This is a genomic window from Limibacter armeniacum (genome assembly GCF_036880985.1).
GTDB lineage: Bacteria > Bacteroidota > Bacteroidia > Cytophagales > Flammeovirgaceae > Limibacter > Limibacter armeniacum.
In genome coordinates, this window is sequence record NZ_JBAJNO010000009.1 from 1,708,488 (window position 1) to 1,723,493 (window position 15,006).

Sequence of the window (15,006 nt, forward strand, 5' to 3'; positions counted from 1 at the left end):
AACTGAAAACTACAAACAACTAAAACTAACTCAAGCGATGAAAATGAACATCGGCCCTTTTGTATCCAAAGAAGATTTGTCCTTTCTGTATGGCATCGGCAGAAACAAAGTAGCCGCCCTCTGCAAACGTATCGGGATTGATACCAGAGAACGGCTATCGCCTGTAGAATTTGAACGGTTTCAGAGTGAATATGGAATTCCGAGGAGGTTTCGGTTGGTGGAGGAGGGCTGACCTTCTCGACCATAAGTTATATTTGCAGTACAGCCTCTAGAGCATTCATGCTCTTCTGCAATTGGCACTTTTCCAGTAAATAGAAGATCGTTTCACTTATATTTTCTGGAGGGTTTTGATACATCCTGTGATTTCGTTTCAATGGAGTAAATAAAATAATGATAAATTGCCAGCAGCTTAAACAGGTTGCCTGTATACCAAATACTGCTAACTACCCTCATTGGGAGGCATCCACAATATAAGCTTCCCGGAGTATAAAGTTCATATACTGGATATCATGGTCATTCAACTCTAGCACACCTTCCATAATGATAGGCTTACGGTATTCCTCGTAAGTGATTTTTTCGGTTGGGTAAACCTCTGCTACTGTTTCTGGACCAGCCATTCCACAGAAAAAGCATTGGTCATAAGGAAACCTAGAAAGTACTATCATGTCTTTTCCGGTATAATCAAACGGCATGACATAGCCTTTGAGTCTAACTTTTCTTCCCTCGTACGCTTTGATGTCGTCTGTAAAGAAAGGGTGCAGCACCTCTCCTCCAAATTCCTCTATGTACTTGGGAGTAAACTTGACATTCTTGAAAAGCTTCCATCCCTCAATGGTGGTGTTGGTTTGCGCTAAAAGTCCGCCTATAATGCCTTCTGCAAAAATGAAAGTGAATGCTATACGCTGTAAAAATTTGGTAAATCTTATGTGCTGGTATTTTCTCATGTCTATTGGATTGGTGCTTTTTTAATCGTTAGTCAATACTCATAAAACACAACAGTACGCTATTAAACCGTTCCTCTGCTCTCTTGGTCAATAAAAAAATAGACAAAGTGTATAATTAAGAACATTCCATACAGATTCCTTCCAGCGTCAGGCTGCAGGTATTCACTTGAAATCCAGCAGTATCACAGACAGCAGGCACTGATATTTCTCGCATACAAAAAGTCTTGTCACATGCCTGGCAGATAAAATGGGCATGCTGCCTGACGTTTCCTTCTTCGGTATCTTCAGGATAGTACAAAGCATACCGGGCTACGTTATCCTTTTCCGGTACCTTGTGAATGAGTCCACACTCCAGAAAGGTAGCCAGCGTTCGATAGATCGTTGCCTTGTCCGCCTTGCCTTTTGATCGGGTTTTGATCTCACCAATTGATAACGCATGACTACATTCTCCTAGAAGTTTCAGCAGTTCAATTCTGAAAGTTGTTTTTCTGAGCTGATGTTGATGAAGGAGAGTCTTTGGTTCGGTCATAATAGTCTAAATTATTTTGACAAAATAAGGTGAAAAAAATAATATATGCAACAGTGTCGCATTATTGAAATATCTTCTATATTTGCAACATAGTTGCATTTAAAAAAGATTATTTATCATCATGATCGCATCTCTTCATAAGAAATCAGACCATATCGGAATTATGAGTTCGGCAGTTTGTCTACTGCATTGTGTGGCAACCCCATTTCTTTTTGCCGTTAAGAGCTGTTCGATGCATGGCTGTCAGCAGAGTCCTGTTTGGTGGGTATGGACAGATGTTTTTTTTCTGGTTCTTTCATTTATGGCAGTTGTGAAAAGCGTTCAAACCTCTCCTCTTAAATGGGTCAGTACAGGCTTGCTTTTCTCTTGGCTAATTCTGGCATTCCTGGTTATTCAAGAGTATACCCTAGAGATAGAACTTCCTTTTTACCTGATCTATGTACCGGCTCTTACCCTGATTACGCTACATTTTTATAATCTTCAGCAATGCCGATGTAAAGCCCAATGCTGTCAAGTTGAAAGCGTAAATCACTAACAGTGATTAGAAAAATAGCCGCTATTTACAAAATAGTTGCAAAAAATTGTTTTAGTGAAAAGTTGCCATAAACTAAATCAGAGCAGAAAGTGAAATGGCAAAGGGCGAATGATTTGCATTCATAGATCAATCAAGTAAGGTAAATCAGATATGAAATTTTGGAGACGTCTCTTCAGTTGGATCATACTTTTCAGCATTTCAGCTTCCCTTCAGGCACAGAAAAAGGAATGCACTTATAACATGCAGGGCAAAATACTAGATGCCGAAACGAAGGAACCCATTCCTTATGTGACGGTCAAGGTAAAGGATTCCAATCAATATACGCTGACTGATCTTGAGGGTAATTTCGTCCTGAAAGAACTCTGTGAGCAGCAACAGACCCTGATCATTTCATGTTTCGGGTATTGCGATTCAATTTGTGAACAGAATCATCAGCATGGCAAATCTCCGCATATCTACCTGAGGCAGGAAGTGCGAGAGCTGGATGGGGTCGTTATTACGGCTTCTCCTGTAGAGACCACCGGCACTGCCAGCCTTGCTCAGGCAACACTCGGACGCGGTGTAATCGATCAGGATCTGACGCAGTCACTGGCAGCCGCCATCTCGGAGGAGGCTGGTGTGACGTTTACTTCCACAGGCCCGAATGTGGCACTTCCTGTTATTCATGGGCTTTATGGCAACCGGATTCTCGTCCTGAACAACGGACTGAAACACGGTTTCCAAAACTGGGGCACCGACCATGCACCTGAGATTTCACTGGCCGCAGCTAACAACGTAACGGTTCTGAAAGGTGCTGCCGGTGTGCGTTTCGGTCCGGAAGCACTGGGAGGAGCGCTGCTGGTGGAATCGGCTCCCCTTTACCTGAACGAACCGTTCGAACTGGAGGCAACGACAGGCTTCCAGTCCAATGGCAGAGGAATACTGACCTCACTCAAAACCGGCAAAGGAGGCGAAAAATGGAGTTATCAAGTGGGCGGCAGCTACACCAGAATTGGGGACCGCCACGCGCCGGACTACTCTCTGACGAACTCCGGAAAGGAAGAGCTGTCATTGCAAGGAGGCTTGCGCTACCGCCACAAGGATTGGAGCGCCAAGCTTTATTACAGCTTTGTAGACCAAAATCTGGCGCTCCTGTGCTCATCGATTGCAGACAGCGGTGATGCTTTTGCCAATGCCATCAATTCAGATGAACCGCTTTACATATTTCCTTTCTCGTACGACATCAATGAACCCAATCAGCTGACTGTCCACCACCTGGGAAAAGCGGAAATAGACTGGCACTATGCCGAAAACGGGAAGCTGACATTCAGGACAGGCCTGCAGCTCAACAAGCGGCAGGAATTTGACGTGAGAAGAAACGCGAACAGCCCCATCATTGATTTAGATTTGCTGACTGCGGATTATCAGCTGGAATGGAAACACCCGGACTGGGCCCGTCTGGACGGACTGGTGGGCTTGCAACTTTTTACCCAGAACAATGACAACAATCCCGGTACAGGTACTACTCCTTTTGTGCCCAACTACAATTCGACCCGCTACAGTGGTTTTATCATTGAGCGCCTCAGAAAAGAGCAGAATACTTTTGAGGTGGGGCTGCGCCTGGATTATGAGCATAACAATGTAAGAGGACGTGAAACCAATCAGGATATATTCCGGGATGATTACGAATTCACCAACCTGACGGCTTCGCTGGGGTACATCCGTGAGCTGTCTGAAAGCTCGACCTTTCGCACCAATTTCGGAACCGCCTGGCGTACCCCCAATATGGCAGAGCTGTACAGCTTCGGTCAGCATGGCTTCAAGTCTTCTTTCGGACTGTTACGTTACGGAGTAGAAAACGGAAGACTCACCACTGATGAAGTGACAAAGCTGAATGAGAGCAACATAGAGGCTGAAAGGGGATTCAAGTGGATCAACGAATGGCAAACACAGCAACAGGATCATTCCCTTACCCTGACAGCCTATTCCCATTACATACAGAACTTTATTTATGACCGACCTGTTACCGTCACAGGCTCTGTCAGAGGTCCTATGCCTGTCTTTATCTTTGAACAGGCGGACGCTCTCTTCTTGGGAACGGACTTTACCTGGCAGCAGCAATGGAGCCCTTCGCTACAGGGGCGCTATTCCCTTAGCTACCTATGGTTCCGCAATATTGAGGACGATGAGGTACTGATCAATCAGCCTCCACTCACTACTGCCTACAAGTTGGAATGGACGACGCCCGATTTCTGGGAAATCAGGCAATCCACCCTAACGGTTAAACCCAGCTATACCTTCCGGCAGTTCCAGGCACCCCGCACCGTTTCTCCCGACCAGATCATTGACGGTTCGGTCACCATCACACCCGATTCCGAAATATTCGATTTCAGGGATGCACCGGACGGTTACTTTCTGCTCGATATCTCCTGGGGGTTCAAAGTGGGAGATTTCGCAGCCAATATTGCGGTACAGAACCTACTTAATACCCGCTACCGCAACTATCTGAATGAGATGCGGTACTTCGCTGACGAGCCTGGCAGAAACTTCCTGCTGACAGTCCGTTACCTTTTGCAGTAAATAAACCCTCTTGGATTTACCGGAGCGCTTCATCAGTCTATTTCGAAGCCTCCTTCCTATAGTATTGTTTTGATGACAGGCAGTTGCCATCAAGCTTTTTCACTCAATTATTCACTAAAATTAATGACTCAAAAATGGAAAACTTAAAACGATTTGGACGCTATGCCCTACTGCTTGCCGGACTGGCTTTTATGGGTTGTGATGATGACGATGATGCGCCAGCACCTGAAAACGAGACGGAAGTAATCACGGACGTCACCCTGGTCTTTACCAATGATGCCGACCCTAGCGATGTAGTAACGGCACGGGCTGAAGATCCTGACGGAGAAGGCGTGGATGACCTGGAAATCATCGATGAGATTAACCTGACGGCAGGTACCACCTACACGCTGACGTTTGAGATTGAGAATAACCTGGACTCTCCGGGTGAGGATATCGGGGAAGAGATTGCCGAAGAGGATGACGAACACCAGTTCTTTTTCAGCTTTACAGAAGATGCTTTCTCAGACCCGACAGGGAACGGCAATATCGATAACACCTCGGACCCGGTCAACTATGCCGACTCGGATGACAATAACAATCCGGTAGGGTTATTAACCACCTGGACGACTTCTTCCGACGCACTGTCCGATGGAACCTTTACGGTACGTCTTCAGCACCAGCCAGACATCAAGTCCTCGTCTACTGGCGCTAATGACGGTGACACTGACTTTGATCTGACATTTGTGCTGAATATCCAATAAGAAAAACTGTGCAGGGCTGGTGACATTTTTTGATCCCTCGTGGTTCGTCATAGTCCTGTACCTATTTATTACCCCCTTATTATGCTATCAACGTCATTAATAGCCATTGAAGAAGGGAACCAATGCCTTCTTCAGTTTGAGAAACGAGGTGGCTTGCTGCCTGTCGCAGTGCAGGAACACGCTACCGGTCAGATCCTGATGCTGGCTTCCGTCAGCAAAGAGGCATTCGAAAAAACGATCCGAACCGGTAAAGCCACTTTTTGGTCAACTTCCCGGCAGGCGCTCTGGACCAAGGGTGAAACCTCCGGTGAATATTTACAGATGGTCGACATACTGGTGGACTGTGACCAGGATGCACTGGTCTATCAGGTCACCATGGAGAGGAACGGTGCGTGCCATACCTTCAGTCAGTCCGGGAAACCCCGCAAGAGCTGTTTTTACCGCCGGTACGATATCGAAGAAGAACAACTGGATTTTATAGAGAAATAATAAAAATGGACAAGAACAAGGAAGCACAACTGCTCTTTGAGGAACAGGGTGATCAGCACCTGATGAGCAATATAGAAACGCCTATGTTGCCTCAGGCATTTAATATCAGTGATGAGGAAAAAATTGCCACGATACAGGAGTACTTTGCCGGTATCATGGAAACACTTGGGCTGGACCTGAAGGACGACAGCCTGAAAGGAACCCCCTATCGGGTAGCGAAGATGTATGTGAAGGAAATATTCAGCGGGCTGAACCCTGACAATATGCCTTCCCTATCGGTTTTTGACAACAGGTACCAGTACGGCAAGATGCTGGTCGAAAAGAATATCACCTTCCATTCGGCTTGTGAGCATCATTTCCTGCCGATTGTCGGCAAGGCACATGTCGGGTATATCTCTTCCGGAAAAGTGATCGGTCTCTCAAAAATCAACAGGCTGGTGGAATATTTCGGTCAGCGCCCGCAGGTGCAGGAACGTATGACGCTGCAGGTATGCCGCACCCTTCAGGAAGCACTGCAGACAGAGAGTGTGATAGTGGTCGTGGAAGCGGAGCATTTATGCATTTCAAGCAGGGGAATAAAAGACCCGACCAGCTCAACGGTGACGCTGGAATACGGGGGTGAGTTCAATGACAAAGCATTAAGGGAGAGCTTTCTTCAGCTGATTCAGTAACGGTATCCTTTTTATTTGACCGTTGATTGATAAAGAAAAATCGCCTTTTGGTCGTCTCATCCTAAATAGGACAGAACAACCAAAAGGCGTTTAGGTATTTATTCTATAATACTACCTTATGAAGAAATGAGAATCAATTTCTTTCACGGTCATCTAATTGTGACGAACGAACGATACTCATGCGTTGGTGAAGTTGATCAAGACGTTTTTTTAATTCCTGTTGAATGGCAAGCATCTGATTCGGAGTAACCTTCACTTGCTGGTGATCATGGTGGTGGTGCCCGCCTTCATGATCATGATGATCTTTGTTACCAGGAACCTCAACAACATCTTCTTCCCACGTATCGAGATATTTTTTCCAAACTTTAACTGAATCTGTTAAAGCATTGTTGAGAGAATCTCGTCCATAATCTTCCAAGCGTTCCTCAAGAATATGGGCTGATTTTATCATTTCATTGTGAATTTCAGCAGCCTGTTTTAGGGTCTTTTCATCCCTTTCATGTTTTGTACCACATGCTCCCATTATCAAGCAGCATAACAACACACACGGTTGAATTTTCATGTAATCCTACACTTTATAAGTTTTTGTAAATGGCTCCACAGCAAAATTATTTCAATATAATCGCAAATGCAATTTTATTGCATTTATAACAAAAGAATGATAGAAAAACAATTTGCCGAACAAATGATGATCGTACCCAAGATATTGGTCGTTCAAACAAAAAAATCCTGAGCATTGATCTTCTTGTTTACACTACAAAGATCTAACTCAGGATTTTCTTTTCAACCATCCACTCCTTAACAGGGTAGTACTATGATCTACTAGTGAGGTTTACTTTTTCGATAACCCCTTCTTATATTCTAAAAACTTCGTTTTATCCACTTTCACTTCATGCCAGATATCCATCACCATCGTTTGGATTTGCTGATCAATTAATTCCTGAAGCTCATTCCGGTAAGTCTGGTAATCATCGTAGTGACTTTGAGAGACTGCGTTGAATTGATTCTGGAAAAAAAGAATCGGGTTGAACCAAAAAGACACGCGGATCAACCTGTTTTTCTCCAAATGGTCATCCTCAATGGCAGCAATGCTCTCTTTCATCATCTCATTGACCAGAGCAGGCACCGATCGTCTTGTCATCATGCCTGCTTTTTCAGCATCTTGTGCTACTGGGCTATCCGCCAGTTCAGGAAACAAAGCATCGAGTTTGGTTTGCAATGTACCATTGGGAAGCTGATATAGCGTTTCGCGTTTGTCCCGCTGAACATCAATCAGGTCCACCATCAAGTTAGTTGGATGGGTCAGGCTGATCCACTGATGGGCAATGGCTGGGGCAATGAAAGCAAACAACAGCCAGACGGCTACCATCTTAAGGGTATTACCCATAATACTTTTCCCCTTTCTCAGGAGCAGGTAATAAACCGCTGACCAGAAAGCGAGGTACAAAAAGCTGTACAACACCATTTGACCAAAAGCACCACTTGCAGTGATTAGAATGTTGGTCAGCATTGCCCCATACAGCAGCAGCCCTACAATAACCAGAAAAAGTAACCCTAAGTAAAAGGCAATTCTTGAAAGCATCCAGGTGTGCTGTGAAGCTGTCTGCACTTCAATTAACGGCAGGAACCCTTGTTCCGCTTCGGCACTTCTCAGGTTGTAAAGCCATATCAGCAAAAGCAAGGGCAGAAAGTAAAGCAAGGAAAAGGAAAAATCCAGGGTTCCTGTCAGCAGACGCTCAGGATTTGCAATTTCCTTGGCCATGTCCGCATCGTAGGGGCTTGCCGACAAGGTAACATGTTTGTAGTAACCGTATTCCTCCGCCTGTCCAATACTGTAAACCAGTGCCGGCGAGGGTGCCTTTATATGGTAAATATTGCTGTATCGGATTGCCCAGAAAGGATCTGACAGGTTAACCCACGGACGACCTTCGGGGCTACTTTCTCCTTTTTCGTAGAGTGAGAGGTATTCCTTGGTTTCCTTCTCAGCTTTTGCCTCTATATGTTCAATTTCAGCCAAACGATCTCGGAAGAGGTTGGCACCATTGTGAAGACCATAACCACTAGTCACGATAAATAGCAGCAAAGCGACTATCTTGAAAGGACTGCGGGTAAAGTGCTTCCATTCGTAAAAAAATATATGAAGACCTCTCATAGTATCTGTATTTTTTGGGTTCCGACAAACAATAAACCACTCACGAAAAGTACCCAGACGACCATCATAGCCATATCCATTGCGTAATGTGAGTAAACAGAGACCAGCGCAACCGGCTTGTATTCAAAGTCAGGAATTGATCTAAAAAAATCGTTGTTCGCTTTCCAACTCCAATCGCCAGTTCTGGAGCCCCCGTAAGCGTGCTCGTTATTCAATGCCTTGATCAGATCTCTTCGGTAATTTTCTGCCTGAACTAAAAATTCATGATGATGCAGGTTGTCGCTTGCCGCAAAGCCCATACTGGCATTCTGCAGGGAAATAAACGGATTGATGATGCCTGCCAGCTGATAGCGTTGTTTCTGCAGTCTTAGTGTCGTCCTCAAGTTTCCGAAGTGCTTGTCCCACACCTGATTGCCATATTCCTCATCCGCTTGCATCAGAATGCCATCAAAATTAATGGGTAGCTGGGCGATAGTGTCCACCCCGTATTGCTTCAACACCTTCTCTTCCAGCGCTGCAGTCCGATCATCAGCAGGGTTGTGCCCGTCCAGACCTTTTGAACGGTCCTCTTTCATCGCAGCCTGAAATACATTGCGGCTGGGCAGTTCGTACCAACTCTCTACGGCACTCATCAGGATGTTGGGCAGGAAAACCGTCCAGAGAATCCAGATGCCCAGCATTGACGTCAGGGCAACGGTGGCGTTTTGCCAACGGGCAGAAAGGTAGATGGTAAGTGTACTGACTATAAAATAATACATGCCGTAAGACAGGTAGAAAAAGAGTGTCCTGACCATCACTTCAGTACTGATTTCTGTCAGATTGACGAAGGCATATGCCCATACTGTCAGAGTCAGCAGTCCAATGCCGTACAACCAGACCGAGAGTGCTTTTGCCCAGACAAGAGAAGACAGCTTTGCTCCCTGAAGTATCAGCAGCTTGAGTCTTCCGCTCTGCTTTTCGCTGCTAACGCTATGGAAAGCCAGAAATACCAGCAGCAGCGGAAGAATGTACTGCAGCAGCAACGCACTTTTTAGTTTTCCGAACCTGGAAACTGCCTGCATCTGGGACGCTTCCGAATGAACGACCTCGTTCTGTACATGTCCCTCTACACGCAGTACATTTCCTGTAACGCAGTAAATCCCCTCGTCAAGACTGCTGGACAGGTTAACAGGCTTGAACACATACGTTCCATAGTGGGCGGCACTGTGCGGATTCATTTCGTCAATGTCTTCCCACTGTGCTCGAAGGTGATCTTTAGCTATCTGGTAATGAATCTCCTGCTGATCAAACTGAAGGTTCCCCAGATAAACCGCCAATAGCAATGTCAGCAGAAAGCCAATACTGATTCGGAGAAAGGCACTTGTCCTGATCAGAAAATGCCATTCATTCTTAATGATTTGCCACATAGTTCCGATTAGTTTTGCATAAAGTTCAGGTACAGTTTTTCCAGTTCATTCGCACTTACTTCCTCACTGCGAAGCTCCTTGACCAGGCATCCGTTTTTGAGGATCCCGATACGGTGACACACTTCCCGAACACGGAAAATATCGTGGGAAGCCATAACGATCGTTGCGCCTTCAGCAGCCAGTTTTTTCAACAGGTCAGACAGCTCATTGCTTGCCAAAGGGTCCAGACCACTTGCAGGCTCGTCCAGCAGGTAGACCTGCGCTTTTTTGGCGTAGGCAATCGCAATGCCCACTTTCTGTCGCATTCCCTTCGAATAGCCAGACACTTTCTTGTGATGCGCCCCTTTCTGCAAACCACAACCCAGAAGAAACACTTCCAACTCAGCCTTGGTGTATTTCAGTCCCGCTAGACGGCAGAAGTAATCCAAGTTTTCCACCCCGGACAGGTACGGGTACAGGTTCACATTCTCAGGAATGTACCCAATCATTTTACGAACCTCATGAGCACGACGGAAAGTATCCAGCTGATTGATACTTACCTTTCCCGAATCAGGCTCCAAAAAACCCAACAGCATATTGATGGTTGTAGACTTACCTGCTCCATTGGCTCCCAAAAGCCCTAGAATTTCTCCTTTTTTAACTTGTATAGTTAAATCCTTAACAGCAGTCATTCCCTTAAATGATTTTCCTGCATTTTGTATCTCTATCATGAGTAAATATTAATTAATGCGACATTGTTGCAAATATAGAAAAGTGATTCCCAATTGCAATAATGTTGCATTTATTTAATGTGGTGTTATATGAACATAGAAAGAGTGAATTCGTGTGTTTATGATTTAATTGAAGTCTTATCAGCAAATAGTCTTAAAAATAAATGCGACATGATTGCATATGATTATTTAATATTTACATTTGCGACATGATTGCATATGCGAAATATAATCTATTGCGGATGAATTGATCGCTAAGTTTACTTATAGATAGAATTTACTATCAGTAGACTTAACGTTTGCTCCACTAGGTTAGCAATTTGTTTTATTGTCTATCTATTGATTGTCTTCAGCTTGTTATTATCAAAAAAATGAACGTTACAAAGTATCCTTATAGAAAACTTTCTTTCTGGCTAACGACAATACTTATTCTTTTTCTGAACTATTCTATACAAGCTCAACAGGGTACTTTAAAAGGTGTTGTAAAGGATAAGTCAAGTGAGAATCCGCTGGAGTTTGTTACTGTGTCTATCCATGACCTTAAAAAAGGAGCTTATACTGACAGCGTTGGGAGGTTCTCAATAGAGCGTATTCCATACGGAACCTATGAGTTAAAAGTATCCTATGTAAGTCATCAGGAGCAAAAGCGTCTTATTACTATAGATAAGCCTAGTACCAGTCTTGAAGTTTTACTAGCTGAATCATCAGAAAGTCTTGAGGAAGTGAAGGTATTTGGGATATCAGAGGAAGTACAAAGAGCGAAGGAAGTAAAACAAAAAGTGATGCCGGTGACGGTGATTACTTCCAAGGAATTTGAAAATAGGGCGAGTAACCTGAATGAGTTGCTAACGAGACAAGCTGGCGTACAGATCAGGCGTTCAGGAGGTTTTGGTTCCACTGCTACCATTTCAGTAAGAGGGCTGGAAGGGAAGCGTGTACAGGTTTTTATAGATGGTAATCCTGTAAATACACCCGATGGTAGTTTTGGTATCAATGATATTCCTTTACAGTTAATTGAAAGGGTAGAGATTTATAAAGGCACGATTCCCGCATATCTGGGAGGGGATGGGCTAGGCAGTGCTGTCAATGTAGTGACCAAGCACCGTAACTACAGTTATATTGATGCCAATATTGCAAGGCAGTCCTTTAACACGACGAATACCGGGTTGATCGTAAAGAAAGCATTTGATAAGGCAGGAATAGAAGCAGGGGTAGGAATTTTCGATAACCGTAGTGACAATGATTATATCATGCAGTCTCCTTACCAAGAGAATATGGATATAAAAAGGGACCATGACAAGTTTCATAATCTGCTCATAGGGGCATCGGTTCGTTTTCACAAATTATGGTTTGATGAGGTGGAAGTAGAATTTGCTCATAATGATGTCTATAAAGAACATCAGGGAATACAGAGAAATATTCAGCATGTGACCTCTACTGCCCAAACAATGGTAATCGCCAGTAAACTGGAAAAAGCAGATCTTCTTAATGATAAGCTTGATTTGAAAATCAATCTCCTGAAGCTCAATATCAATAGTACTTTTACTGATACCAGTGTCTATGCTTATAACTGGGATGGTACTCGAGTAGCTAGTCTAATAGGTCGTGGGGAGCTGGGTATTGGTCCAAATTTATCCGAAACCAAACAAGATGAGTTCAGGGCAAGAGCAAACTTTAATTATCAGGTATCCCCATCTTTATCTTTAAACCTTAATCATAACTTCAGGACGAGCTATTTCAATCCTAAAGATGATTTGGGAAATGAGTATGCAAGTAGGAATGTTTATAACTATGATGGCTATCTTGAAAGTTCTGTATTGGGATTTACCGGAGAAATTGAAACCCTGAACAAAAGACTTCTATTATCAGGAGCCATTAAGCATTACTACAGCCTGGTAACAGGTTATAATACCAACCTCTATATACAAGGAGATCCTGATGAGGTGTCTTATACAACCAATAAGTTGGGCTATAATATGGGGATGAGGTATAATTTTACCAAAACACTTTTCCTGAAAGCGAGTCATGAATTAGCCATTCGTTTGCCTTTGTCTTCAGAGTTATTTGGTGATGGAGCCTTGATTACTCCTTCTATTTACCTCAAGCCAGAAGAAGCCTATAACTATTCGATAGGAATGGTGTATGATAGGTATCAAGAACAAGATAGAAGACTTCAATTGGAGTCTAACGTCTTTTACCTTGAGGTCGACCACTTAATTCAGCTTGCAGGATCGGGGCTAACAACCGGGTATACGAATTATGCTCAAGCACAAATAGTGGGGATGGACATGGATTGGAAGTTTGATTTGTCCAAGCATTTTTATGTAAGCTGTAATGCTACCTACCAATCTGTAAAGGATGTCAATAAGTATATTCCGGGAACCAATAATGTTGAGAATCCAACTTATGATAAGGAGATTCCTAATATCCCTAAACTTTTTTCTAACTGGAGCTTGGAATACCATGCTGATAATATCGTTGGGAAGGATTCCCGAACACGATTGACTTATGAAGGGGGATATGTACATGCCTATAACTATGGCTTTGAGTTGAGCCGGAATGATAATTTCAAGATACCTACTTCTCTGACGCATAATATTATTTTAGAGCATAGTTTGCGCAATCAAAGATGGACGATTACAGGAGAGGTTCAGAATCTGACCAATGCCGTTGTTATTAATAACTGGAATCAGCCATTGGCAGGGAGAATCTTTAGAATAAAGCTTAGGTATTTATTGCTAGACGAATAAAACAAAACACTTTTAAAATTAATTATCAATACACTATGAAAGTTTTCAATCGAATACTTTTTGCCATACTACTAACGACTGGCTTCATTTCTTGTAGTGAGGAAGAGGGAGTTAATACAGCGGATGGAAAGCATGAGTACCTTATCGTATCCAATATTACGACAACTTCTAATGTAAACTCTTACCTGGGAACATTTAAAGACCTTACTGTTGGGAGCTATACGAATGCAAATGCATATCAAACAACTTCTTATCCTTTTGTAAGTATTTTTGGGGATGATGTTTTTGTTACTCAAAACAGGGAAGGAGATCAGGTGATCAAATATACACGTACGGAAGACGGTAATCTGGTAGAAAGTGGAAGAATCACCATGCCTGCAGATTCACAACCTATGCATGTATTAGTAGAGAATAGCTCACGTGCATTTTGCTCACTTTATAACACAGGGCAAATTGCAGTGTTGGATCCTTCCAGCATGACGCTTACGGAAACCATTGACCTTTCTTCTTTTGCAAAAGGGGATGGTAGTCCTGATCCAAATGTGATGTTACTGCATAACAATTTACTTTATGTTGCAGTCTCTCAAACGACAGATACTTTTACAAGTACTAATCCTGCTGAGATTTTAGTGATTGACCTTTCAAACAACAATACGGTAACCAGTATTACGGATGATCGTGCATCATTTGCAGGAAGTGTAGAAACTCCCGGTTCATTGTTCATGGATGAGAAAGGTGATATCTATATTTACTGTGTGAGCTCTTATGGTTTTGGACCAGGTCAAAAAGCAGGGTTTTTAAGAATAAAGAGTGGTGAATTGGCATTTGATGATTCCTACTTCTTCAACACTACAGACTTCTTGATTGAGGGTATTGAGGGAAATCATGTTGATTACCTTTACCGACCTACATATGCTGGCAATGGAATGCTTTACAGTTCAGGAAATGTTTATGCACTAGCAAGTAATCCACCTGACTATATCAATGACCGTACATTTGGTAGCTTTAAGTTAGATCTCTATAACCAAACAATAGAAGTATTGGATCTTCCATTTTCCAATAGCTATGCAGCTTCTCCTTTGGTAACGGACACAGAGATATTGTTTGGAATATCCGGCAATGATGGAGTGGGAATTTATACATATGATCCGAATGCAGAAGAAGGACCATCAGCACCAATCATTACAACTCAGGGTGACCCTGGTATTATCTTGAAGTTTTAGTAAATAGTTTATCCCAAAAGACTGAATGATCAGTTTTTAATTAAAATGAAAGCTAGTGGTTTTAAACCGCTAGTCTTTTTTTGTGAGTTTTATAGTACTAATTATTGCGTCAGTAAAATAGGTTACCCTACTTTTCTTTCATATCTCACTTTTTACCTTAAACGCAAATGCAACAGTGTTGCATTTATAAAAGTTAGAGCTATATTGCAACAATGTCGCATATATAGAAGCGAATTGAAACTCCCATAAACTCTCAGACCATTAAAGTTTATCAACCCTAACGAATGTTGTCTAC

General features: G+C 43.1%; 14 protein-coding genes. 8 read left to right on the plus strand and 6 right to left on the minus strand.

Annotated features, from left to right (window positions below; genetic code table 11):
* The first annotated feature begins 43 nt into the window (after window positions 1-43).
* A complete protein-coding gene (locus V6R21_RS24920; RefSeq protein ID WP_334246243.1) occupies window positions 44-232 on the plus strand; it encodes a hypothetical protein in 189 nt (62 codons plus the stop codon).
* Between the two features lie 217 nt (window positions 233-449).
* Here V6R21_RS24920 and V6R21_RS24925 read toward each other — a convergent pair whose 3' ends face one another.
* Together V6R21_RS24925 and V6R21_RS24930 are read right to left on the minus strand one after the other, a co-directional pair.
* Window positions 450-944, minus strand: coding sequence for a hypothetical protein (locus tag V6R21_RS24925; RefSeq protein WP_334246244.1), 495 nt, complete (start codon window positions 942-944; stop codon window positions 450-452).
* 115 nt (window positions 945-1,059) lie between these two features.
* Window positions 1,060-1,473: a Fur family transcriptional regulator gene (locus V6R21_RS24930; protein WP_334246245.1), complete on the minus strand. Its 414-nt coding sequence runs from the start codon at window positions 1,471-1,473 to the stop codon at window positions 1,060-1,062.
* A gap of 121 nt (window positions 1,474-1,594) precedes the next feature.
* Here V6R21_RS24930 and V6R21_RS24935 point away from each other — a divergent pair, with 121 nt between their 5' ends.
* From V6R21_RS24935 to folE, 5 genes are all read left to right on the plus strand, one after another.
* Window positions 1,595-2,008, plus strand: coding sequence for a MerC domain-containing protein (locus V6R21_RS24935; RefSeq protein ID WP_334246246.1), 414 nt, complete (start codon window positions 1,595-1,597; stop codon window positions 2,006-2,008).
* Window positions 2,009-2,158: 150 nt separating this feature from the next.
* Window positions 2,159-4,567, plus strand: a complete 2,409-nt coding sequence (locus tag V6R21_RS24940; RefSeq protein ID WP_334246247.1) for a TonB-dependent receptor — start codon at window positions 2,159-2,161, stop codon at window positions 4,565-4,567.
* 332 nt (window positions 4,568-4,899) lie between these two features.
* On the plus strand, window positions 4,900-5,310 hold the full coding sequence (locus V6R21_RS24945; RefSeq protein WP_334246248.1) for a hypothetical protein: 411 nt from the start codon (window positions 4,900-4,902) through the stop codon (window positions 5,308-5,310).
* Window positions 5,311-5,391: 81 nt separating this feature from the next.
* Window positions 5,392-5,799, plus strand: coding sequence for a phosphoribosyl-AMP cyclohydrolase (locus V6R21_RS24950; RefSeq protein ID WP_334246249.1), 408 nt, complete (start codon window positions 5,392-5,394; stop codon window positions 5,797-5,799).
* A 5-nt stretch (window positions 5,800-5,804) separates the two neighbouring features.
* Window positions 5,805-6,470: a GTP cyclohydrolase I FolE gene (gene folE, locus V6R21_RS24955; protein ID WP_334246250.1), complete on the plus strand. Its 666-nt coding sequence runs from the start codon at window positions 5,805-5,807 to the stop codon at window positions 6,468-6,470.
* A gap of 133 nt (window positions 6,471-6,603) precedes the next feature.
* Here the strand turns inward: folE and V6R21_RS24960 are convergent, their stop codons facing one another.
* The 4 genes from V6R21_RS24960 to V6R21_RS24975 all read right to left on the minus strand — a co-directional run bounded on the left by V6R21_RS24960 (window position 6,604) and on the right by V6R21_RS24975 (window position 10,738).
* Entirely contained in the window at window positions 6,604-7,032 is a 429-nt protein-coding gene (locus tag V6R21_RS24960; RefSeq protein ID WP_334246251.1) for a hypothetical protein, read from the minus strand.
* Between the two features lie 270 nt (window positions 7,033-7,302).
* Window positions 7,303-8,622 carry a hypothetical protein gene (locus tag V6R21_RS24965; RefSeq protein ID WP_334246252.1) on the minus strand — a complete coding sequence of 440 codons (1,320 nt, stop codon included), beginning with the start codon at window positions 8,620-8,622 and terminating at the stop codon, window positions 7,303-7,305.
* On the minus strand, window positions 8,619-10,028 hold the full coding sequence (locus tag V6R21_RS24970) for an ABC transporter permease (protein ID WP_334246253.1): 1,410 nt from the start codon (window positions 10,026-10,028) through the stop codon (window positions 8,619-8,621). The genes V6R21_RS24965 and V6R21_RS24970 overlap by 4 nt, the downstream gene beginning before the upstream one ends.
* 8 nt (window positions 10,029-10,036) lie before the next feature.
* Window positions 10,037-10,738 carry an ABC transporter ATP-binding protein gene (locus tag V6R21_RS24975; protein ID WP_334246254.1) on the minus strand — a complete coding sequence of 234 codons (702 nt, stop codon included), beginning with the start codon at window positions 10,736-10,738 and terminating at the stop codon, window positions 10,037-10,039.
* A 371-nt stretch (window positions 10,739-11,109) separates the two neighbouring features.
* Between V6R21_RS24975 and V6R21_RS24980 the strand changes: the two genes are divergently transcribed.
* Window positions 11,110-13,488 carry a TonB-dependent receptor gene (locus tag V6R21_RS24980; RefSeq protein ID WP_334246255.1) on the plus strand — a complete coding sequence of 793 codons (2,379 nt, stop codon included), beginning with the start codon at window positions 11,110-11,112 and terminating at the stop codon, window positions 13,486-13,488.
* A gap of 35 nt (window positions 13,489-13,523) precedes the next feature.
* Complete coding sequence (locus V6R21_RS24985; RefSeq protein WP_334246256.1) at window positions 13,524-14,711, plus strand: hypothetical protein; 1,188 nt, start codon at window positions 13,524-13,526, stop codon at window positions 14,709-14,711.
* Window positions 14,712-15,006 lie beyond the last annotated feature (295 nt).